Genomic DNA, 23,381 nt, shown 5'->3' with positions numbered 1-23,381 from the left:
TGGGGATTGAGGACTGGGAACTAGGGACTGGTTACTGGGGAATGGGGAATGGGTACAGGGGGGACAAGGAGAATAAGCAATACCCAATTCTCAATCCCCGATCCCCAATGCCCAATTTACACAGCCTTCTTGCCCATAATCCGCAAGAATATTTTCTCTGCTTCAATCCAGACAAACATTAAGGCACTGAAGCCAATACAGACCCCCAATTCTTGCATATTGAGATAGTGAGTACCAAAGAAATCTCGCAGGGGTGGGACGTAAACTAGCATAAACTGCAAAATCGTGGTGACGATTACAGCCGCTAGTACAAATATATTGGAGAATGGATTCATCTCGATAGTCAGTCGGTTGTTGGAGCGAATAGCGATCGCATGACCCATTTGGGCAATACACAAGGTGGTAAATACCATTGTCTTCCAAGTTTCGGGATCGCCTTGATACCCAGCAGCATGGGTATGTTGATAAGCCCACCACATCAAGGCAATGCTGATAATGGCAAAGATGATGCCAATACGAATCATGTAAGAACCTAATCCCCTAGCAAAAATACTTTCGCGAGGACTAAAAGGCGGACGTTGCATGACATCCGGTTCTGGAGGTTCCACAGCTAATGCTAAGGCTGGTAAACCGTCTGTCACCAAGTTCATCCACAAAATTTGTAAAGGAGTCAGGGGAACGCCTCCCAAACCAATTAGAGGTGCGGCGGCAATTGTCAGAACTTCACCGATGTTACTACCGAGGATGTATTTAATAAAGCGGCGAATGTTGGTATAAACAACCCTACCTTCCTTGGTGGCGCTGACAATGGTGGCGAAGTTATCATCAAGTAACACCATGTCACTGGCTTCTTTACTGACATCAGTACCAGTAATGCCCATTGCAATCCCGATATCGGCTTGTTTGAGGGCTGGGGCATCGTTAACACCATCGCCTGTCATCGCTACAAATCGACCCCGGCGTTGCAGTGCTTGGACAATTCGCAGTTTGTGTTCTGGGGAAACTCTGGCATAGATGCTCACCAAGTCAACGTTTTGCTCTAGTTCCTGGTCGCTCATTCGCTGCAATTCTTGACCTGTGAGGACACGTGCGCCTTCCTCAGCAATTCCCAAATCGGTAGCGATCGCTCGTGCGGTTAATTGGTGGTCGCCAGTAATCATTACTGGGCGAATCCCTGCTTCACGGCATTCTTGCACGGCTGCCCTGACTTCTGGGCGTGGTGCATCCAGCATTCCCACTAATCCCAGCCAGACTAAGCCTTGCTCAGATTCTTCACCTGAACCTTCCGGTGGGATTTCTGCAAGGGGTTTGTAGGCAAAACCTAGCACCCGTAAACCTTTACTCGCCATCAAGTCATTTTCTGCCAAAATTTTCTGGCGTTGTGCGGCGGTTACAGGGGCTATGTCATTGCCCAAATGAATTTGAGTGGAACGTGTCAAGATTAACTCTGGAGAACCTTTGGTAAACATTAAATAAGGTTCCGATTGGAGAAAACCGGCGATCGCAGGATCGACACCTCTGGAAGATGCTTCACCTGTGGCGACTCCCTCCACCTGAGAAATCACGCTCATCCGCTTCCGTTCTGAGGAAAAAGGGAACTCCGCCACACGGGGTAATTTACTATTCCACTGGTCTTTTTCGATTCCGGCTTTTCCCGCCAAGGTGACTAATGCCCCTTCTGTGGGATCTCCTAAAATTGCCCATTCACCTTGTTCTTTTTGCAATACGGAGTCATTACAAACAGCACAGGCGACTGATAGCGCTGGGATTTCTGGAGATTCCTCTAGGGAAATTTTTTGACCATTTAACTGAAAGTCTCCTGTAGGAGCATAACCTTCGCCGGTGACGCGAAAGGTTTTGTCGTTAGTGAAAACCGATTGCACGACCATTTTATTTTGAGTCAGTGTGCCGGTTTTATCAGAACAGATGGTGGTTACAGAACCCAAAGTTTCTACTGCTGGTAATTTGCGAATCAAGGCATTTTGGCGCACCATTCGCTGGGTTCCCAATGCCAAAGTTACGGTAATTACAGCAGGTAAACCTTCTGGCACCACAGCAACCGCCATACTCAAGGAAACTTCCAAGAGTTCTTGGATGTTTTTAAAACCCCCGTCTTTGATGACACCGCCAACGACAACGATCGCCACCAGAATTAAAGAACCCGTAACTAGGACGTTACCCAGTTGAGTCATTCGCTGCTGTAACGGCGTAGGTTCACTTTCCACCGCCTGCAACATGGCAGCAATTTTGCCTAATTCTGTTGTCATGCCGGTGTTAGTCACCAGAACTTTCGCCCGTCCTTGGACTACTTCAGTTCCTTGAAAGACAACATTAAGGCGATCGCCTAATGATGTGTCCTCTGGTAATTTTAGTGATGCCTGTTTATTCACCGCTTCGGCTTCACCAGTTAAAGCCGACTCACGCACTTGTAAATTAGACTGTTCGAGCAAGCGTCCATCTGCGGCTATCTGCATCCCAGCTTCCAGCAGCATTACATCCCCTGGAACTAGCTCCTTGGCTGCTATCTCCACCAGTCTAGCGTCGCGCATGACTCGCACTAAGGGAGAAGTCATTTTTTTCAAGGCTGCCAAGGCTTTTTCGGCGCGGCTTTCTTGGACATAGCCGAGTATGCCATTGAGGATGACAATTGCTAAAATAGCGATCGTATCTTTAAATGGCACTTCACCGGGCTTTAATCTGCCCTCGCGCAAAGCCATCAGGTCTAAAAACCCAGAAATTAAAGCCACGCCAATCAGCATCAACAACATAATGTTCTTGAACTGATCCAGCAAAATTTCCCAAGCACTACGGCCAGCAGTTTCTTCAAGTTCGTTGGGGCCGTATTTTTGTAATCTCTGTTCAATTTCTTGGGGTGTTAAGCCGCTGTCTGCATTAGTATCAAGCAGGTCTAGCGCTTTATCAACTTCTAAACTATGCCAAACGGCGGCACCTTCAGGCAGAGAATTAGCAGACATCGTGTAGGTCACAGCAAATGGTTACAAAATTCGATCATAATTTAGTGATGGCAAGAATTGCATCTTCTAAAGTTACATTAAGGCGATCGCCCAGTTGGATGAATGTATATGTAATTCTTAACATTTGTAAATTCCTCCTGTTTTGACATAGTATTATTTCTCACGAAAGAGTCTATCGGAACACATTTTACCGATAATTATCAGTACCCCGCTCTAAAGGTGGCAATCAAGAACCACATTTAGATAGCTGACCCGCCTTAGTACTTTTTGTACTATGTTATTGGCAAGAGTTAAAGACCTACTTTGGGATGCGTGATGCCAGTCCCAAACTCTAGAACTAAATGGTTAAACATCTTTACAAGGGGTAAAGAAGTGCTGTTTGGATAGTACCGACCAATAACTTTGGCAAGGCTCACAATCCGGTCTTAGCAAGGCGCTCCCGACATATAGGGAAACGGGTAAATACTACTCCTCTGTTTACTCACCTCAATTAGGGGGAGCCACTGCTTGACTAGGATTTTCCGCATCAAGCAATTGGTGTGACGGCGCTTAAAACCGCTTGAGTCATGTTTCCTCCCTACCCAAAGGTGAGGGTTTTTTATACTTCCCCCAAGGTTTTATGAGTTTTGCACTCCCCACTTTGACCGTTAGCCAGATGTTTGGGCAAAGAACAATTCGACCGCTTACTGCTGCTACCTTGTGTGGCATTACTTTCATCAAAGATAGACTAATTGCCATTGACAGTATTAAAGGGTATCTACTGGAGATCGATCCCACCTCTGACAACAGCAAAATTCTTAATCCCCATCAAGTTAAAGAATTTACTGATGTCACTGGTATAGCGGTGTGGGAAGATACCCTCTGGGTGAGCCGAGAAAATAGTGTTTACTTGTGCAACTTCAATGCTTTGGGTCTAGAACATTTTGTGACATTGCCTTATCAGGTTGATGGCGTTGCTGTTTGGGAAACAACAGTTTATGTCAGCTGCCAAAGGCTAGGCTACATTCTGATTTTTGACCGCGAAACGCGAAAAGAGATTACCAGATTTTATGCCCCAGGCGTTGGGATAGAGAATTTAGCTGTAACTCAGGAAATGCTATGGATTTGCGATCGCACCGAACAATCAGTTTACGCGATGGACAGGGCCACAGGAGAACTGCAATTTAGTGTCCTGACCCCCTTTGAATGTCCCACAGGCATTGCAATCCATAAAAATGGTGAAACAGGCAAAGAAAGTATCTACATCGCTTACGCCACAGAGGAGCCTTATATTCGGGATAACCCCAATGCCGATCCGAGTCATGAGTTAACATTCCGCGATCGCACTTTTATTCATCCCCTGTATTATCATTACCAGCCAGATAAGCGTTACGCCCTCTCTAATGGCTATCTGATTGAAATGTCTTATGCTGAGGAAATTGCACCCTTAGATGAGGTGTATTTACCTGATGTCGAATGGCGCATCGCTCTACCATCGGAAACTGAGCGTCAAAAAGTGAAACACGTTGAACCCATTGGTATACCCTTTACCGAAGAAGTGGTCGAAGGGCAACGCGTAGCAGTCTTTAAATTTGATTCTCTTGCTCCAGGCGAACGGCATATATTTGGCTGGAAAGCACTTGTAGAAGTTCGAGGAATTAAGTATCGCATCACACCGAGAGATGTAGAAGATATACCTAAACTTTCCCCAGAATTACAAACGCGCTACCTAGTAGATGACGACGATTTAGCAATGGATACTACCATTGTTCGCCGTGCCGCTAGAGAAGCTATTGGTTCTGAAACCAATGTGCTGCGGAAAATGCACAGCATCCGCAATTATGTTTACGATCAATTGTCTTACGGTATTAAACCTTACATTGATACACCAGATATAGTTTTAGAAAGGGGTGTTGGTTCCTGTGGCGAATATGTAGGCGTTTTACTTGCCCTATCCCGTTTAAATGGCATCCCTTGCCGCACCGTAGGCAGGTACAAATGTCCTCCCCATAGTGACTTAGTAGGAGTGCCCCTACAACCCGACTTTAATCATGTTTGGCTGGAATTCTACGTCCCGAATATTGGTTGGTTGCCAATGGAATCAAATCCTGACGATATCGGTGAAGGTGGCCCTTATCCGACGCGCTTTTTTATGGGTTTATGCTGGTATCACATTGAAATTGGCAAAGGTATCACCTTTGAAACCGTGACAAGCAAAGGTTCGCGGCTAACCAAAGAAGATATCCCCATCGGCGATTTAGCGATTAATCATATTCGGTTCACAATTCTTAAAGAATTACCGCCATTTTAAATTAGGGCATTGCGAAAAGAAGCCTGAAAACGTAGGGTGTGTTACGCCGTAGGCTAACGCACCTTAACCCTCTCTGCTTAACCACTATTAAGGTACTTCTGGCATATCTCTTCCGGTGCAAAGGGCTTCAATGGCATCAATTCCAGAGTCCCCAACATGAATCAATGTGTCGTCGTAGCCTGCGTATACTTTACCATCTTGAGCCATCACTAAAGTCATATGATAGCTGAAAGCCTCGCCGATTATGCAAAGCGGAGCACTTACCCGCTCACTGTAATCTTCAACCCTTTCAGGATAGATATGTGAGGCAGTAACCGTTGGATTAATGTAAAATTCGTCCTTTTCTTCTTTCAGGCGATGATGTGGGTGTACGATTCGCAAGCCCCCAAACTGCCTTAGAAAATCTACTACAACTGTATGAATAGGATACCCTTCTGACTGCAAGCTTTTTTCGTACTCGCTTGTATTCACACAACGGTCTTCGCTCCATCCTGCCTGTTGTAGCAATGCTCTTGTTTCTATTGAAAATACTGCCATAAGTAATTGTTCCTTTTCCTATGTCAAGATTGTCCTTGATTAATCAACGGGCTAGGGGTCGCTTGTCACATTTGGACTATCAATAGTTTTTCGACAATTTCTACACCGGGGATATGCTTCACCCGATCTAGTCCTAACCGTATGGACTTCTAAATCCTTTATGTTGGCTCCATCTAACAGCGCATCATTGACTGCCTTAAACTCAGCACATTCAGGTTTAACAGCACAAGCGTCTAGAGACGACAGCAATGCACAGGCAGGTTCAGGAAAAACTCCTCTAAGGATAAAAAGTAAAAGAAAAGTCCAAATTCCAACTGATTTATAAAGAGATTTCTTTATCATTAATCGCATCAGTTTTAACTCCTCACAGCCCCAGACAACCTAGATGCAGCTTACAGGTTGTCTGACAGTAGTTGAGAACGAGTTCAGTAAAAATACGAGGATTTAGCAGATGTTTATTGAAGATTTCACGAAGATAAAGACGCGAGTCAGATACCTTAAAATTCCTGGTTATAAATACTTTTCAGGCAATATTTTCAGGTGTTTACTTGGAATGTGATGTCTACGAAAAGCGAACATTGTAAATTCTCTCTCCCTTTCCCTATTAGCTATTAACTTTTAAACTGGGCAATGGATATGATTGATGCTGCTTAAAATCAGCAAATTCACAGATTGAGTTAAATGGGCAAAAGCGGCAGTGAGAACCAGGATTTGGGGGGAAAATTTTACTGAAATTACTAGTTTTTTGGTGATACTTTTGCAAATCGTGCTGATGCTTGTGGGCAATATTAGCTAATTCAAATTTTAAGGATTCTAATTCACTATTGTTGATGCTAATTAACTCAGACTTTTTACATATTTCTAAGTTATAAAATGATGCCACAGCTTCTCTTCCGGGGTAAAGATAACGAGCAGCTACCAAATAAACTAATGCCTGTCGTTTATCAAAAGCTGACTTACCAGTTTTAAAATCTAAAATATGTAAAGTGCTATCAGACTCAATAAAAACGCAGTCCATAGCTGCATATAAGCGAAAGCAATAATCTTCTTGTTCAACTACTATCGGTTTTGGAAAACCTTCATCACCCGGAGTTAATTGGATAATATGTTTATCTAAAAGCAACGGCGCATCGTGATACTTTTTCAAAATTTGCAGCACGCGTTGCTGGACTTGATCGCTTGAGTTGGCTAATTTAAGTAGCTGTGCAACTCTTTCTACACCATCTGCTTGCTTTAACAGATGCCTGTGATGATGAAACTCATAAACGCCTTTTTGGGCGAGTATGCCAATCCTCTGGGGTGCAGTAGCTTGCGATAACAGCGCTTTAACTTTTGGTTCGTGTTGCCGTGCTTTGATAAACCCCCGTCTCATCTGGCAATGCCAGCGTTCTTGCCCAGTCGCTGGGGCAACTAGAGACCAAAGGTGATAACTGGCAAAAGGTCGATCGGGGGTTGACATTGCTCAGAAACAGTGAGAGAAGATCCGGTGGGGAGAAGTTTAAGCTAAGGCTTTCTTAGAAAATAACTTCGAGTGATAATTGCTGCTACACACGCTTTGCAGGAAGCTTTTATAGTACTGATTATGTCCGCGGGAGCAAGTGGCAAAAATGTCCAGCAAGATAGAATTTGGCACCGATGGATGGCGAGGGATTATTGCCGATGACTTTACTTTTCCTAATGTACGAAAAGTAATAAGAGCGATCGCCACTTACTTGGAAACAGCTTACAAAAAAGATAGACCAGTACTTATTGCCTACGATACTCGCTTTTTAGCTGACCAGTTTGCCCAAACGGCGGCCCAAGTCCTGGCAGACTTGGGTTGGACTGTGAAAATTACCGATCGGGATTGCCCCACACCAGTAATTGCCTACAACGCCCGTCACCTAAATTCCGCAGGAGCGTTGATGTTTACTGCTAGCCATAATCCAGCACACTACTGTGGAATTAAATATATACCCGATTATGCTGGGCCTGCCACTCCAGATATTACTGATACTATTGTGGCAAATTTAGAAAGTGCATCGGATGAGTTGCCTGGGAGCAAATCATCAGGTTCCATTTCAATTTTCGATCCCAAACCTGATTACCTGCAATTTATCTATACTCTACTTGATATAGAAAGAATCAAAAGCGCTAATTTAAAGGTAAAGTATGATGCGCTACATTCTACCTCTCGCGGCTATTTAGATGAAGTTTTACAACATAGTGGCGTTCAGCTAGAAAGTTTTCACAATTGGAGGGATGTTTTATTTGGGGGTGGAATGCCAGAACCCAAAGGAGAACAATTAGTTGAGTTAGTGGAAGCAGTGGTTCGCGATCGCGCTGATTTGGGTTTGGCCACAGATGGAGATAGCGATCGCTTTGGTATCGTCGATGAACAAGGAACTGTCCTTACTCCTAATACTGTGTTGCTAGTTTTAGCACGTCATTTAATCAAAAATAAAGGCAAAACTGGCGCGATCGTTCGTACTGTCGCTACAACTCACCTGCTGGATAATTTCGCTGCTAAAAATGGGCTGCAAATTTATGAAACACCAGTTGGTTTTAAATACATCGGCGAAAAAATGCGCGAAACTGCTGTATTAATTGGTGGTGAAGAATCAGGTGGTTTGAGTATTATCGGGCATATTCCCGAAAAAGACGGGATTTTAGCCGATATGTTAGTGGCAGAAGCGATCGCTTATGAAGGCAAACCACTAAGTCAAATGGTGGCAGAAGCGATCGCAGAAGCCGATGGCCCACTTTACAACAACCGCCTAGACTTGCACCTCACAGGGGCGCACAAAACCGCAGTCATCGACTCCTTTACTAAAAATCCTCCTACAGAGGTAGCAGGAATTCAAGTCAAGGAAGTGGGACGTAAAGATGGTATTAAGCTGTATTTGGAAGAAGGTAGCTGGGTTTTACTGCGTCCTTCCGGTACAGAACCACTGGTGCGCGTCTATCTCGAAACCAACACTCCCGAAAAACTCACCAAAATTGCCCGAGAGTTAAAGAGTGTCATTGCTCAATTAGAAGCATAAGAAAAAGGAGTTAAGAGTTGTAAATTAAAATTCTTAACTTTTAACTCCTATTAACAGTTATGAGTTCTAAATTAATAACTCCTAACTTCTCACTCCCCACTTCAATAAAAATATGAAAACTCTCGCTCCTTTTTTTACATCTCTAGTTGTAGCGGTTTGGGTAATTGCGATCGCAATTATTTCAGTCCAAAATGCCACACCCGTATCGTTAAAATTCTTAACATTCCAATCGATTCAAATACCAATGGGTTTAATTCTGGCTTTTAGTGCCGTTGTCGGGTTAATTGGCATGGCACTGCTGCAACCTCTCTGGGGACTTGCTGGTATTGGCCAGGGTAATTCTCGATTAGAAGAAGATGCCGAATTTTTTGTTGATGATGAAGATTTTTGAGGTTTGAAAAAACATACAAAAGTACACCAGTTCAATACTCTTCATCTGCTAATACCATTTCTATATGAAGACGCATAGAAAGAACCCCACCGCCTCCCAACCTCCCCTTAACAAGGGGAGGTTGGGAGGGGTAAAAATAATGTGCAGCTTCACAGAGAATTGGTATCAGCAGGTTATCCCTAAACATTACCTTAAGGATTGAAATAGCTGAAGGCTTCTGAGAGGTAATCAGCAGCAGATGCCACAACTGCGATCGCACTTTCATAATCTAGGCGCGTTGGCCCTAAAACTCCCACACTTCCGACTGGTATTGAACCTCGGCGATAGGTAGAAGAAATTAAGGTGCAGGTGCGGATCGGTTCTAAGGGATTTTCTGCGCCAATCCGAACCGTTACCCTTGATTTACCAGCATCCTCCGGTTCTGGTTCCTCAAATATTAATCGCCATAGTTGGTCTTGTTCTTCTTCCAGCAGGTGGATAATTGTTTGTACCTGCTGTAACTGGGAAAATTCCGGCTGGCGCAAAACTTCTGATACACCCCGAACCATAATTTGGGTTGCAGTCGGCGCAAGAGTGCGACGAGTCAATTCCGCAACTGAATTTTTCAAAAATTCTCCGTAGCGTTGGAATTCTTGATCTAGTTCACTCCAGTTGAGGTTAGCTAATTCCAACAGACTTTGCCCCCGTAAATGGGTATTCAAAAAGTTAGAAACAATCTGCAACTCGCGATCAATTACCTCTGAATCCCGTTGTGTTTCTTCTGATATTGGCGACAAATCCATCAATTTGGAATGCGTCTCATAACCTTCGGTAACAACAATTAACATAATCCGCCCAGCTTCAATTTGCACTAATTGCAGATGTCGCAATAGCGCTGTTGTAGTTTGTGGCATGGCGATCAAGCTAATGCAACCACTCAAGGTTGCTAAAATTTGCGCGGCTCCTTGTAGTAGGGTTTCTAAACTCCGATCTTCCCACTGAAGATGCTTGTGCAGTGCTACTTCTACTTCTCGCCCTAAAGCTTCCGTACTACTTCGTGGAAGCAAGCTACGCGTAGCATCTGTCTGCGACCCGCTGCGCGAACGCAGAGAAGGTGTAATTAGCTGGTCAACATAAATGCGATAGCCTGAGTCTGATGGTACTCGTCCAGCAGAAGCGTGTGGTTGGTAGAGTAATCCAGACTTTTCTAAAACGCCCATTACATTGCGAATGGTGGCTGAACTTACACCCAAGTCGTACTCTTCGACCAAAGCCTTTGAACCAACAGGCTCTGCTGTAGCAATGTAGTGACGTACCGTTGCCCAAAGTATATGCTGTTGTCGATTTGTTAACTGGACTTCCATAGGGTATGTTTTGCTAGAGGCAAATTTTAATCAAAGTCTGGAAAAATTTCTGGATTTGATCGAAAAAAAAGAATATTAATAATTAATTAAGATAACAAATTATAGAATTATATTGTGATAATTAATTTTAAGGTTCCCGTACAACAATTTTTAAAATTGCACTCTAAATAAAATTTAGGCTTTTGCAGCCAAAGCTGAAAGTTTGGATTTATAACATCCTTTATCAGCTTATTTTTGCATTATTCTACACTGATAAAAGTATTATGGGATACGTATTTTTGCGGCGATCGCAGCGAAGATTTGGGTGGAAAAGTTCCGTAAGTATGTAGCAAGTTGAGAAACTTGCTAACTTGATATAGTGATGTTTTCACAATCACAAAAGCCAGATGGAAGAGTTAATTTTCATTCCATCTGAGTAATGCACCTAAACACAAGCTAATACTGGGGAATTGAATGGTCTACTAAGATGGAGTAAGCGTCAATACCGCCAGAAATATTTTGCACATTTGTAAAACCTTGAGCAATTAACCACTGGCACATCTGGGCAGAGCGAATACCGTGGTGGCATAATACAAGAGTTTCAGCTTGGGGATTGAAGAGGGTAGGTACTTCATCTCCCCATTCGGCAAATTTACTCAAAGGTAGGTTGACAAAGCCCTCAATGCTAGCGATCGCCAATTCTTCTGGTTCTCGGACATCCACTAGCTGTATACTTCCATCACCAGAGGAAAGACGTTTTGCCAGTTCTTCTACACTAATCTGGTTCATGGGTTGACTAAAAGAATTCCCTATAAACAGTCCTAATCTTATTTTATGGTGACAGAAAATCTCTGCCTTGGCATGAGTATCCATTCTCAAGAAGGCTGATAAATTCTGCTAGGCTTTCTGCTTAAATGGCTGTAAACCGTCTTTTTTAAAGGTTTAATGTGAATAGGCAACGCTCATTTATTGGTTTTATCGTCGCAGGTGCGATCGCCTTGCTAGTAATTGCGATCGCTGGCTTTTACTGGTTTTTCGCCAAAAGTCCGGCTAACCTGATTGCTTCTACCTCCCAGCCTGGTGCGGCAATATTCGTGTCGAAACTATCTCCTGCAATGGTTTCATTGCTGACTAATCCCGAACGGTTGCAGGCGTTGGATCGTGAAGAGGAACTATCTAAACTCAAAACCAGTTTATTCGCCAAGAGTGGTATAGATTATAAACAAGACGTGCAACCCTGGTTAGGGAACGAAATTACATTAGCGATCGCCACCTTAGATATCGATCGGGACTCAGAAAACGGACAGCAGCCAGGGTATTTGTTAGCACTAGCAACCAAGCAACCAGAGAAAAGCCGCGAGTTTGTCGAGTTGTTGTTTTCCAAACGGGCGTTAGCTGGCGCAACCTTAGCTGTTGAACAATACAAAGGCGTGAAACTGATTTCTGATAATCAACCAAAAGAGGATTTGCTTGCAGGTGCAGTTGTTGGTGAAGGCTTTGTGTTATTTGCCAACGATCCGAAAGTGCTGCGAGATGCGATCAATAACGTCCAAGCACCCGATCTGAATTTGACTAGTTCGCCCGAATACCAAAAAGCTACTAAAGAACTACCCAAAGGGGGTTTAGCTGTAGCGTTCTTGAATCTTCCCGTTGTGGCAAAATGGCAAGGCTTAGAACTACCAGAACAACTTTATAACAGCCAAATTATTTCTCTGGCGTTGAATCCCAAAGGATTGCTAGCAGAAACCACCTTTTTGACTTCATCGGAAATTCCTTCTCCATCTTCGCCACTATTTAAACCTGTGGGAGCATTGCAGTATGTTCCAGCATCCGCAGGTTTGGCAATTTCCGGCTCAAATTTGAGTAATTTGGGTGAGAGTGATTTAGCCAAACTTTGGAGCCAAGCAACAGCCACTATCTATGGTTCTGGGGAAGATGTTGTTTCTCGGTTAGTAAAACCTTTGGTGGATGTTCAAAAACGCTGGGGAATAAACTTACCAGAGGATATTTTTAGCTGGGTACAAGGAGAATATGCCGTAGCATTGTTACCTGAGAAAGAGCAAACAAACCCTCATTGGATTTTTGTAGTAGAAAAATCTGAGGGTGTAAAACAAGGTGTTGCTCGATTAGATGCGATCGCATCATCCAATGGACTGAGTATTAATACCCTGACTATAGACAAGCAAGACAAGCAAAAAATCTCGGCTTGGACAGAGTTAACTACGGCGACTAAAAAAAGTGATGTTAAAGAGGGAGCATCTTTCACTATTGAAACAAAAGTGCGGGGATTGCATACAGCTTTAGGAAATTATGAAATTTTCACCTCTGACTTAGAAACTATGGATGAAATTCTTACAAATAAGGATAATTCCTTAATTGATAATCCAAATTTCAAAGATAGTATCGCTGCTATTCCCTTACCCAACCAAGGCTACATATATCTTGACTGGACAAAAAGCCAGAATTTGTTAGAGCGTCAAGTACCGATTCTAAAACTAGCGGAAGTTTTAGGGAAACCGTTTTTTGATAACTTGCGATCGCTCACAGTTAGTAGTTATGTAACTGACACGCGATCGCTTAAAGGTGGCGTTTTCTTCCAATTTAATAATTCTTGAGATTTTCATAAAAGCTCAAGTGCAGAAAGTTAAAAATTATTTAACTTTCTGCACTTTTTTAAATTATGATATTTATGTAGAATTACTATAGTGTTAACTATTTATAATTTCTGGATAATTACTGGCTGCTAACCTAAAATTGTCTATCAAGTTGCGATAAATAGTGTTATTTGAAATTTCTTTAATAGCCTTGTAGTCTAGCTTTGGAATTTCATTATCCAAAATCTAAAATCCAAAATTGGTATAAATCATTAGTTTGGGAATTGTAGCTGCTGTTTATATCAAGAGAGAGCCTAGCAATTAGCTGCTTGTTTTAATAATCCTTTATTGTGGCACATTTTAATGTGGCACAACCAACTGAAATTCCACTGGAATTTTTTCATTAGAATATGTATATATCATTACTAATTTAACAGCCTGTTGGAGGGCTACTATGAAATACTGTCGCCCCCGACTTCAGTTTACAGGTGGCTGGTTGTTGGCTATACTTACCGCCATCACAGCGACTCCTGTAATCGCAGAGACAGCGAATTTTGGTACTTTCAACTTATCAGCAAACTTTAATCCTGCCCAAGGAATAGTACATGGGTTTACAGGTGGTTCTTATTCATTGTCTGCCATCAGTAACCGCGATCGCGATCAAAAAGCATGTATAGGCTTTGCCGATCCCAATCCAGATCACATTATGGTTTTGGAAAAAGACTTTTCCCAGCTGACAATACAAGTAAATAGCGGGGGAAGCGACACCACTTTAACGATCCAAGGCCCAGATCAAACTACGATTCGTTGCGGTGATGATACTGGCAAAAATAAAGATGCTAGCGTTAGCGATCGCAACTGGAAAAGTGGCACTTATCGGATTTGGGTAGGTACATTTAATCCTGGGGTCAAGCGCGATTACACTCTGACAGTGGAGCAGCAGTGAAGTAGAGACGCGATTAATCGCGTCTGTACAAGAGTTAGGAGTTAAGTGATTAATAAACTAATGCCCAATTCCCCATTCCCCATTTTTCGGTGTAACGCCTGAGAGGATAATATGGGAGAGTAGCTTGTTGTGCTTTCCGAGGGTGCTATCTCGTGCTATCTATACTGCGTGCTGACTTTCGTATCATATTTGAACGTGACCCAGCTGCCCGTAACTGGTTGGAAGTTTTATTTTGTTACCCTGGTTTGCAAGCCCTGCTATTCCATAGGCTGGCTCACTGGCTGTATACTGTTGGTCTTCCCTTTATTCCCCGCCTAATTTCTCACGTGGCTCGGTTTTTGACTGGAATTGAAATCCACCCTGGTGCAGCAATTGGGCATGGTGTATTTATTGACCACGGTATGGGTGTAGTAATTGGTGAAACTGCGATCGTAGGAGACTATACGCTAATCTATCAAGGTGTCACCCTTGGGGGTACTGGTAAAGAATGTGGCAAGCGCCATCCAACTGTGGGCGAAAATGTCGTGGTTGGAGCAGGAGCGAAGGTGCTGGGAAATATCCAAGTTGGCGATAATGTCCGTATTGGCGCTGGGTCTGTTGTTCTAAGGGATGTTCCTTCAGACTGCACTGTAGTCGGCGTACCTGGGCGGATTATATATCGTTCTGGAGTCAGGGTTGCACCTCTGGAACACAGTAATTTACCAGATTCGGAAGCTGAAGTGATTCGTGCTTTAGTAGACCGGATTGAGGCGTTAGAAGAACAAATACAAACTCTTCAACGCAGCAAGTCTTCTGAAAAAACTCTTGTCTTGGCGGGTTGTGTAGCTTCTAACCAAGCTGATGTCTTACAAGATGCTCCTGTGTGCAGCCTTAAAGATAAGGCAATACAGCAGTTTTTAGATGGTGCGGGTATTTAAATCAAGTTAGGAGTTAAAAGTTAGGTGTGAAGAATAAAAATTATCTTTGCACCTCGTAACTTATAACTCCTAATAACAAAATTAAGGATTAATCTCTTCACAAGACCATTCCTGATTTTCATCGTGGCGATAAAACCTTCTATTTTGTGGTTCGCCGCGTAATTCTAAGTGGTCTACCTGCACTGGGTCGAGTAGCAGTAGGCAAAAATTAGGTACTGGCTGCACCGGGTCGGGTGCTGGTGGTGCAAAAGCTTCTGGGGTTTGAACTCTGGGTTTACCAGGATGGGGCCAAGCAAATTGTAAACGCGCAGCATCACTCAATTCTTGCCAGATTGCGGTTCGGGCTGGGTGTAAATTCTGGTGAGAATCATCACTGCTGACTAGGGTCAAATCGCCAGTGATGCGGAATTGTTCTCGTGTATTGGGGAAATACCAGCAAATTTCTGCCCAAGGTTGTTGCTGTATCTGGTCAGCTTTAGCGCTACGGATATCGGTGATAAATCTTAGCTGGTTTGTATCTTCTAGGAAGCCGCGAAAGACTAGGGTACGATTAGCGGGGCGACCGTTCGGCTGCACCGTTGCTAGTTGCAGGTAACGGGCATAAACAAGGCTGCGGTTGCGATGGAGTGCATGAGCGATCGCACCTCGCCAAGGAGCAAGAGACATAATAATTCAAAATTCAAAATTCAAAATTCAAAATTAAGAAAATTTGATGAAATCTGGGTTTGTTTGTCTTATTTTAGACAATTGGTGCAACATAAAGTAAATAATTTTGTAATCGTCTGTGGGTAAAGTTTATTTCCAATTCGACGCAGAATATACAGTATGTTGTATAAATTCGCAGGTGACTTTATGGCAGGAATTCAAGTTGGTATTGAGGGTGAAGGCGCACCAGCAGCAGCCGAGGCTTTGCTAGAAATTCCTGGAATATCGGGAAGCTATGAAGTTCCGACGCAAAGAGAGGGAACTTTGGCGGCTGTTGCTACTATTATTGGCATCGTGGGTGGTGCTGTGGCTTTAGCTGAACAAATTCGCAAATGGTATCAAGAATGGCATAAATCTCATCCAGGGAAGCAATTTGATGTGGTAATTCTTGACCCTGATACTGGAAACAGGATTTTACTCGAAGAAGCTACTATAGAGGAAATCACGGAAATCCTCAAATCTATCAGCAAATAAGTGCAAACTATCCGCATTCAACTTCGGGAAAGTACGCAGGAAACAGTTGAACTCAGGTATTGGCTACCTCAACAAAAGCACTATGAATCACGTCGCCTGAAATTAGCAGAAATCGCTGATTTCCTCAAGCAAGGCGAACGAGATTACTATAAACTGCTGCCCAATTTACCAGCAATCGGGAAGCAGTTATTTTTTTGGTTGGATGGGGATGGACGGTGGTTGAGTCGGGGAATTGCTAACTGTCGCGGTGAGGCGTTGGTAATTGCCATTGATACTGATAAACAACTGGCACATTTACCTTGGGAAGTGCTGCATGATGGTGAGGATTTTTTGGTAAAGCGGGTTAATCCAGTGGTGTTACCTCTGCGCTGGATTGAGAAAGAAAGGGCAGGGTTTGCTGTGGAAGCACGACAATTGCGAGTATTGTTTATGGCAACCGACCCGGAAGATGTGGAACCAAAGTTAGAGTTTGAACAGGAAGAAGCGAAGATTCTGGCTGATACGCGAGATTTTAATTTAGATTTGCGGGTGGAAGAAAGCGGTTGCGTTAGCGAGTTGGGTAAGGTGTGGAGTCGCTATTTTAATGACTTTGATGTGTTTCACCTCACAGGACACGCGTCAATTACTCCTGCTGAAGTGGAAAAGAACCCCACCCCCAACCCCTCCCCGCAAGCGAGGAGGGGGGAAGGTTTAGAGGCGAATACGCCTTACTTTATTACTGAGACGGAAATTGGGGAACGTCACGAAACCACAGCCGCAGAACTGGCTGAAGTCTTCCGGTTTCGCTTTCCCAAATTGGTGTTTTTGTCTGGGTGTCGGACTGGACAAGCACCAGATAAAGGGGCTGTCCCTTCGATGGCTGAGGCGCTAATTGCCCAAGGGGCGAGGGCGGTTTTAAGTTGGGGGCGGCCCGTGGAAGATCGGACAGCGACAGCCGCGGCCGCCCACCTCTACGGGAAATTGGCAGGCGGATATCAATTAGCTGAAGCACTCGCTAGCACTTACCAGCAGTTGTTTAAACAGAATGTGCGTGACTGGCATTTGTTGCGGTTATATATCCAGGGAGAATGTCCCGGTGCGTTGGTGGAAGTATTGCGAGATTTACCACCCTCAGCGCCGGAACCTGCTTACGAACAGTTTTTAGATCCCGATACCCAACAGGTGCGGGTAGCGAAACCCTCTGAGTTTGTTGGCAGACGGCGGACTTTGCAACGTTGTCTCAAAGCTATTCACACTTCATTAGGGGTACTAATTCACGGACTGGGGGGTGTGGGTAAGAGTACTGTGACGGCGCGACTTCTGGAAAGGATGGTTGGCTATCACAGGCTGGTGAACTTTCGGCAACTGGATGAGGACAAACTGCTCAAAAGCCTTGCTGAACAATGTACCTCGGAACGGGGGCATGAAATTCTCAATGGCAAATTACCCTTGATGCAGCGCCTCACCAAGTTTTTCACTGAAGGACTGAATACCAAAGAACAGTGCTTTGCCTTTGTGCTGGATGACTTTGAGGCTAATTTGGATTTACGAAATGGGGTTTATGTCTTGCAACCACAAGTTGTAGATGTACTGCTGGCGTTGCTGAAGGCGGTGCAAAATTCCCAACTTCCCCACAAGGTAATTATTACCTGTCGCTACGATTTCACATTGTCGGAACTGAATCATCGTCTGTACCGCGAACCTCTGGGGGCTTTGGGTGGGGCAGATTTAATTAAAAAGTATAAGCGTCTGGATTCGTTTAATGGCAGTTGGCAATTTCAGCCAGATTTGCCGGAACGTGCCAAACAAGCAGCAGATGGAAATCCTCGGCTGTTGGAATGGTTAGATAAGATTTTGCAAAATTCCCCCCAGTCGCCGGAAGCGGAGAGGGGAGTTGAGATGATTCTGCAAAAGATGGCAGATAAGGAAAAGCAATTTCGTGAGGATATTTTGGCTGAGGAATTGCTGAAGCAGCAAACTCCAGCTTTGCGTCAAATGCTGGGGAAGTTGTTGGTGTATGAGTTACCTGTTCCTCAAGCTGCGATTTCCCCGATTTGTGAGGATATCTCAAGTTGGGAAAGTCATATTCAACGCGCTGAAATGTTGGGTTTGTTGGAAGTTACCCTCACCAACAACACAGAGAGGTTGTATCGTGTTCCCCGGATTTTGTCACCGTTGCTAGAGTTTCCAGAAAACCCCAAGGGTGAAGAGTTGTATAAACAAGCTGCACAAATTTTGTATCGTCTGTGGTGGGAAGAGGCGGGAAGTTCTACGGAAGCACAAAGGTTAGAAATTCATCGCTTGGCTTTGTTGGGGAAGGATGAAGGAATTGCGGCGAACATTGCCAGTCATTTAGCAAATATCTTATGGCATCAAAGTCGGTTTAGGGAAGCGGTACATCTATGCAAATCAACTATAGAAATTGCTGAAGACTATCGTGTTATCAAAGAAATGGCTTATTGTGAACACCAACTTGGTGAGGTTGAACAAGCACTGAATTATTATCAACAAGCTTTAAAGCTTTGTCCAAAAGAAGACGAGCAAGAATTAGCATTAATCTATCACTATTTAGGGATACTAAAAGCTACCAAAGGGGAAGTAGATGAAGCGCTCACTCTATACAATCAGTCTTTGGAAATAACAGAACGCATTGGGGATGTCCAGACTAAAGCGGCGACGTTGCACCAATTGGGAAGTATCTACGCCGACAAAGGGGAAGTAGATGAAGCGCTCACTCTATACAATCAATCTTTGAAAGTGTTTGAACATGTTGGTAATACCGACTGGACAGCGCGAATTTTACATAACCTAGCAAATATCTACGCCAACAAAGGGCAAACAGATCAAGCGTTCGCACTCTACAATCAGTCTTTGGAAATAACAGAGCGTATTGGTAATGTCCAAGGCAAAGCGGCGACGTTGCACTCACTAGGAACTCTCTATTTAAACAAAAGGCAAGTAGATCAAGCGATCATATTTTACAATCAGTCTTTGGAACTAAACGAACGCATTGGAGATGTCCAAGGTAAAGCAGTAACGTTGCACCAATTGGGAATTCTCTACGCCAACAAAGGGCAAGTAGATCAAGCGATCATATTCTACAATCAGTCTTTGGAACTAAACGAACGCATTGGAAATATCCAAGGTAAAGCGGCGACGTTGCACTGTCTGGGAATTCTCTACGCCAACAAATGGCAAGTAAACCAAGCGATCGCACTTTTCAATCAATCTTTGGAACTAAATGAACGCATTAATTATGTCAAAGGTAAAGCAATGACTCTGTCGTGGTTAGGACATTTGGCAGAACAGCAGGGTGAATACACTAAAGCGATATCCTATTTGCAACCCGCTTTAAAGATTTTACAGCGATTGAAGTCACCGGATGCTGAAAGTGTGAGTGCAAGTATTGATAGGGTAATTCGTAATTCGTAATTCAGGACAGAGAATCAGGATCTATGCCAAGCGATCGCACTCTACAATCAGTCTTTGGAAATAACAGAACGCATTAGTAATGTCCGAACTCAAGCAATGACTCTGTGGTGTTTAGGAGATTTGGCAGAACAACAGGGTGAATACACTAAAGCAATATCCTATTTGCAACCAGCTTTAGAGATTTTGCAGCGATTGAAGTCACCGGATACCGAAAGTGTGAGTGCAAGTCTTGATAGGGTAATGGGTAATTTGTAATTCGTAATTCGTAATTCGTAATTCGTAATTACTGAAAGATTTTTGTTTCACGCAGAGTCGCACAGAAGAATGCAAAAGTGTAATTTAAGTGAATTAAAACTGCTGTAATGAGTCTTTGATACTCGCCGACGAGTGTTTGAACTTCATTCGTAAACCTTAGAGCTTTGTTAATGAACCTTTGAGCTTCGTTAATGAACCTTTGAGCTTCGTTAATGAACCTTTGAGCTTCGTTCGTGAACCTCAGAGCTTTGTTAATGAACCTTTGAGCTTCGTTCGTGAACCTTTGAACTTCGTTAATGAACCTTTGAGCTTCGTTCGTGAACCTTTGAACTTCGTTAATGAACCTTAGAGGTTGAATGAACAAGTATTTGGCTGTGATTTTAGGCGCTTAGAGATCCCCCCTAGCCCCCCTTAAAAAGGGGGAAGAATCAAAGTCCCCCTTTTTAAGGGGGATTTAGGGGGATCTGAAATGTTTTGCTACCAACGAGAGGACTTGTTCATTCATCCTCTTAGAGATTCCTTGATGAACTTTGACAGCTATTTAGGTGAGAGAATCAGGATCTACAGCAAGCGGTAGACTCTTTAGTAATTCGTAATTCATATATGAAAACCTATGACTGGATTGTGGTTGGCGGTGGAATTGCGGGTGCTGCACTCGCTTATGAATTAGTCAAAACAGGTTTTGCTGTACTTTTATTAGAGCAATACCAAACACCACAGAATGCAACTCGCTATAGTTATGGTGGGCTTGCTTATTGGTCGGGGAATACGCCACTAACTCAGCAATTGTGCGAAGATGCGATCGCGCGTTACCATATCCTATCTCAAGAGTTAGACGCTGATATCCAGTTTCGGGAATTAGATTTATTACTTACTATTTCAGCCGCTAATGACCCAGAAGCAACGGCTGCATCATATAATGATTCTGCCATTCCGCCTCGTTTACTAAGTATCCAAGAAGCTTGTGAGTTGGAACCACAGCTAAATCCAGAAGCAATATCTGGGGCTTTAACTGTTAAACACGGTCATATTCACCCAGAAAAAACAGCACTAGCTTACATCCAAGCTTTTCTGCGGACTGGCGGTGAAATGCAGATTACCGAAGTTTTGCAAGTGCTGCAAGATGGTGTAAAAACCACAACTGCAACTTTCCACAGTGCGAACGTTGTCATCTGTGCAGGTGGACTCAGCCGTCAACTACTAAAATCTGCTGGTATTCCCGTCAAGCTGTATTTTACCCACGCAGAAATCATTGAAACCCCACCTGTAGATGTGCAGTTACGCACCTTAGTTATGCCAGCGAATCAGGAACGTTTTCAACTAGAAGCTGAATCTACTCAAGTTGATGAATTGTGGGATGAAGTAGGTAATGAGTTAGTACCACCGATTTTAGATGCGGGTGCAATTCAGTTTCAAGATGGTAGTATCCGCATTGGTCAAATTAGCCGTGCGATCGCAGATCCTCATGCCAAGGTAAACTCAGAAGATAGTGAAAAGTGGTTGCGAAAAAGTGTTAGTCAAGTTTTACCAGCTTTGGGAAATTTACCAGGAACTTGGCATCATTGCTTGGTGGCATTTAGTAGCGATCGCCAGCCGTTGATTGGTACTATCCCAGGATTTGACAGCATTCATCTATTTTGGGGATTTAGCACTCCTTTGGTGATTATACCACCTTTAGCAAAGCGCTTTGCTAACTTTGCTTCTGGGAAGAAAGATGAAATTATTCTCCAGCTATCTCTTCACAGTTGACAATGATTTCAGAAGACCAGGCTTAACAAAGATTAACATTGCAAAGTTATTTTTTTGTTACAAAAATCAGACATTTTGTATAAACAGTAACTTTTTACTAGTAAACTATCGCACTATCATCACATTTTAAAGTTTGATATTGTCAACTTTCTATGAAGTTAGTTGATTCATCAAGAGGAAAATTCATCAAGATATGAGAAGACAATTTAACAGACGCAAGTTTTTAATCTACGGTTCTCTAACTTTTGGAAGCAGCTTTTTTATCAAAGCTTGCGCGAATAATTCCCCAACTGTTACAGAGAGTCCAGTCGCGTCTCCTGCTGCAACTCCTGCTGCGGCTACTTCTGGGAACACCATCAAAGTAGGTATTTTGCACTCTCTGAGTGGTACGATGGCTATTAGTGAAAAAAGCGTTGTCGATGCTGAAAAATTAGCAATAAAGGAAATTAACGCTGCTGGTGGTATTTTAGGTAAACAAATTGAAGCAGTTACCGAAGATGGTGCTTCTAACTGGGATACTTTTAGAGAAAAAGCGACTAAGCTAATCGATCAAGATAAAGTTGCTGTAGTCTTTGGTTGCTGGACTTCTGCTAGCCGCAAGAATGTTAAGCCAGTATTCGAGAGCAAAAATCACATGCTCTGGTATCCTGTGCAATATGAAGGACAAGAGTGTTCTAAAAATATTTTCTACACTGGTGCTGCACCAAATCAACAAATTGAGCCATCTGTTGATTGGTTGTTGAAAAATAAAGGTAAAGAATTCTTTTTAGTTGGCTCTGACTATGTTTTTCCCCGCACTGCTAACACAATTATTAAAGCTCAATTAGAAGCTTTAGGCGGTAAAACAGTTGGTGAAGATTATTTACCTCTAGGGAATACAGAAGTTACACCAATTATTACTAAAATTAAGCAAAATTTGCCCAATGGTGGCGTGATTTATAACACCCTAAATGGTGATAGCAATGTTGCTTTCTTCAAACAATTAAAAGGGGCTGGATTGACACCAGATAAATATCCCTCTATGTCTGTAAGTATTGCTGAAGAAGAAGTCAAAGCAATTGGTGTAGAGTATCTCAAAGGTCATTATGCTGCTTGGAACTATTTCCAAACAGTAGACACACCTGCTAATAAGAAGTTTGTTGCAGCTTTCAAGAAAGAGTATGGTGAAAACCGGGTAACAAATGACCCAATGGAAGCAGCATACATCGCCGTTTATTTATGGAAGCAAGCAGTAGAAAAAGCTGGGACTACAGACATAGCTAAAGTCAGTGCTGCGGCTTATGGTCAAACTATAGATGCGCCTGAAGGTAAAGTGACAATGGATGCCAATCATCACATATCAAAAATTGTGCGGATTGGTCAAGTTAGGCAAGATGGTTTATTTGATATTGTGTATGCTACTCCTGCACCAGTTGAGCCAGTTCCTTGGAATCAATTTGTAAAAGAGACTAAAGGATTTGCTTGTGATTGGTCTGACCCAGCCAAGGGTGGTAAGTACAAGAAAGTTTAAATAATTAGTAATTACTAATTAATAAATCTTAACTTTGTATGGTGCGTTATAGCGAAGTGCAACGCACCATTTAGAGGATGTTTTAAAAGTGGTTTGCTGTGATTTTAATAGAATGATTACCCCCCTTAATCCCCCCTTGTCAAGGGAGGAAACCGGAAAATAATCTAGTTCCCTCCCCTTTATAAGGGCTATCCATTATAAACATCTTTCTTAATACAAAATTTGACAAAAGTCAGCAGTTATGGGGAGGAGGATGAAGGAAAAAAATCACCTATGACTTGA

Annotated in this window: 19 protein-coding genes; 11 read left to right on the top strand and 8 right to left on the bottom strand. The window is 43.1% G+C overall.

Annotated features, from left to right (window positions below; translation table 11 throughout):
- Positions 1 to 116 precede the first annotated feature (116 nt).
- Positions 117 to 2,975, bottom strand: coding sequence for a cation-translocating P-type ATPase (locus tag V7K42_RS03885; RefSeq protein WP_334913715.1), 2,859 nt, complete (start codon positions 2,973 to 2,975; stop codon positions 117 to 119).
- Positions 2,976 to 3,594: 619 nt separating this feature from the next.
- Between V7K42_RS03885 and V7K42_RS03880 the strand changes: the two genes are divergently transcribed.
- Positions 3,595 to 5,265, top strand: a complete 1,671-nt coding sequence (locus V7K42_RS03880; protein WP_334913713.1) for a transglutaminase domain-containing protein — start codon at positions 3,595 to 3,597, stop codon at positions 5,263 to 5,265.
- An 87-nt stretch (positions 5,266 to 5,352) separates the two neighbouring features.
- Here the strand turns inward: V7K42_RS03880 and V7K42_RS03875 are convergent, their stop codons facing one another.
- From V7K42_RS03875 to V7K42_RS03865, 3 genes are all read right to left on the bottom strand, one after another.
- A complete protein-coding gene (locus tag V7K42_RS03875; RefSeq protein ID WP_334913711.1) occupies positions 5,353 to 5,802 on the bottom strand; it encodes an SUKH-3 domain-containing protein in 450 nt (149 codons plus the stop codon).
- 51 nt (positions 5,803 to 5,853) lie between these two features.
- Positions 5,854 to 6,153, bottom strand: coding sequence for a hypothetical protein (locus V7K42_RS03870; RefSeq protein WP_334913709.1), 300 nt, complete (start codon positions 6,151 to 6,153; stop codon positions 5,854 to 5,856).
- 253 nt (positions 6,154 to 6,406) lie between these two features.
- Positions 6,407 to 7,261, bottom strand: a complete 855-nt coding sequence (locus V7K42_RS03865; protein WP_334913707.1) for a PD-(D/E)XK nuclease family protein — start codon at positions 7,259 to 7,261, stop codon at positions 6,407 to 6,409.
- Positions 7,262 to 7,409: 148 nt separating this feature from the next.
- On the opposite strand from V7K42_RS03865, the gene V7K42_RS03860 reads away from it, so the two are divergent.
- Both V7K42_RS03860 and V7K42_RS03855 read left to right on the top strand, forming a co-directional pair.
- A complete protein-coding gene (locus V7K42_RS03860; protein ID WP_334913706.1) occupies positions 7,410 to 8,825 on the top strand; it encodes a phosphoglucomutase/phosphomannomutase family protein in 1,416 nt (471 codons plus the stop codon).
- A gap of 112 nt (positions 8,826 to 8,937) precedes the next feature.
- A complete protein-coding gene (locus V7K42_RS03855; RefSeq protein WP_334913704.1) occupies positions 8,938 to 9,216 on the top strand; it encodes a LapA family protein in 279 nt (92 codons plus the stop codon).
- A 191-nt stretch (positions 9,217 to 9,407) separates the two neighbouring features.
- Here the strand turns inward: V7K42_RS03855 and hrcA are convergent, their stop codons facing one another.
- The 3 genes from hrcA to V7K42_RS03840 all read right to left on the bottom strand — a co-directional run bounded on the left by hrcA (position 9,408) and on the right by V7K42_RS03840 (position 11,327).
- Entirely contained in the window at positions 9,408 to 10,559 is a 1,152-nt protein-coding gene (hrcA, locus tag V7K42_RS03850) for a heat-inducible transcriptional repressor HrcA (RefSeq protein ID WP_334913702.1), read from the bottom strand.
- A 239-nt stretch (positions 10,560 to 10,798) separates the two neighbouring features.
- On the bottom strand, positions 10,799 to 10,930 hold the full coding sequence (locus tag V7K42_RS03845) for a hypothetical protein (RefSeq protein WP_262985163.1): 132 nt from the start codon (positions 10,928 to 10,930) through the stop codon (positions 10,799 to 10,801).
- A gap of 64 nt (positions 10,931 to 10,994) precedes the next feature.
- Positions 10,995 to 11,327 carry a rhodanese-like domain-containing protein gene (locus V7K42_RS03840; RefSeq protein WP_094331388.1) on the bottom strand — a complete coding sequence of 111 codons (333 nt, stop codon included), beginning with the start codon at positions 11,325 to 11,327 and terminating at the stop codon, positions 10,995 to 10,997.
- Between the two features lie 158 nt (positions 11,328 to 11,485).
- Between V7K42_RS03840 and V7K42_RS03835 the strand changes: the two genes are divergently transcribed.
- From V7K42_RS03835 to cysE, 3 genes are all read left to right on the top strand, one after another.
- A complete protein-coding gene (locus V7K42_RS03835) occupies positions 11,486 to 13,153 on the top strand; it encodes a DUF3352 domain-containing protein (RefSeq protein ID WP_334913700.1) in 1,668 nt (555 codons plus the stop codon).
- Between the two features lie 433 nt (positions 13,154 to 13,586).
- Complete coding sequence (locus V7K42_RS03830; protein WP_334913698.1) at positions 13,587 to 14,078, top strand: hypothetical protein; 492 nt, start codon at positions 13,587 to 13,589, stop codon at positions 14,076 to 14,078.
- A 152-nt stretch (positions 14,079 to 14,230) separates the two neighbouring features.
- Entirely contained in the window at positions 14,231 to 14,995 is a 765-nt protein-coding gene (gene cysE / locus V7K42_RS03825; RefSeq protein ID WP_334913696.1) for a serine O-acetyltransferase, read from the top strand.
- Positions 14,996 to 15,076: 81 nt separating this feature from the next.
- Here the strand turns inward: cysE and V7K42_RS03820 are convergent, their stop codons facing one another.
- Positions 15,077 to 15,661, bottom strand: a complete 585-nt coding sequence (locus V7K42_RS03820) for an Npun_F5749 family FMN-dependent PPOX-type flavoprotein (protein WP_334913694.1) — start codon at positions 15,659 to 15,661, stop codon at positions 15,077 to 15,079.
- A 186-nt stretch (positions 15,662 to 15,847) separates the two neighbouring features.
- Here V7K42_RS03820 and V7K42_RS03815 point away from each other — a divergent pair, with 186 nt between their 5' ends.
- From V7K42_RS03815 to urtA, 5 genes are all read left to right on the top strand, one after another.
- Entirely contained in the window at positions 15,848 to 16,174 is a 327-nt protein-coding gene (locus V7K42_RS03815) for a hypothetical protein (protein ID WP_334913734.1), read from the top strand.
- The gene (locus tag V7K42_RS03810; RefSeq protein WP_334913692.1) at positions 16,175 to 19,585 is read left to right on the top strand and encodes a tetratricopeptide repeat protein; all 3,411 of its coding nucleotides are present in this window, start codon (positions 16,175 to 16,177) and stop codon (positions 19,583 to 19,585) included.
- Between the two features lie 54 nt (positions 19,586 to 19,639).
- Positions 19,640 to 19,840 carry a tetratricopeptide repeat protein gene (locus V7K42_RS03805; protein WP_334913690.1) on the top strand — a complete coding sequence of 67 codons (201 nt, stop codon included), beginning with the start codon at positions 19,640 to 19,642 and terminating at the stop codon, positions 19,838 to 19,840.
- 603 nt (positions 19,841 to 20,443) lie between these two features.
- A complete protein-coding gene (locus tag V7K42_RS03800; RefSeq protein ID WP_334913688.1) occupies positions 20,444 to 21,589 on the top strand; it encodes an NAD(P)/FAD-dependent oxidoreductase in 1,146 nt (381 codons plus the stop codon).
- 193 nt (positions 21,590 to 21,782) lie between these two features.
- Positions 21,783 to 23,099, top strand: a complete 1,317-nt coding sequence (gene urtA, locus V7K42_RS03795; RefSeq protein WP_334913686.1) for an urea ABC transporter substrate-binding protein — start codon at positions 21,783 to 21,785, stop codon at positions 23,097 to 23,099.
- Positions 23,100 to 23,381: the final 282 nt, after the last annotated feature.

This window comes from Nostoc sp., assembly GCF_036917455.1.
GTDB lineage: Bacteria > Cyanobacteriota > Cyanobacteriia > Cyanobacteriales > Nostocaceae > Nostoc.
Note: the sequence above shows the minus strand (reverse complement) of the source record. Positions and strands in the feature narration are given on the sequence as shown.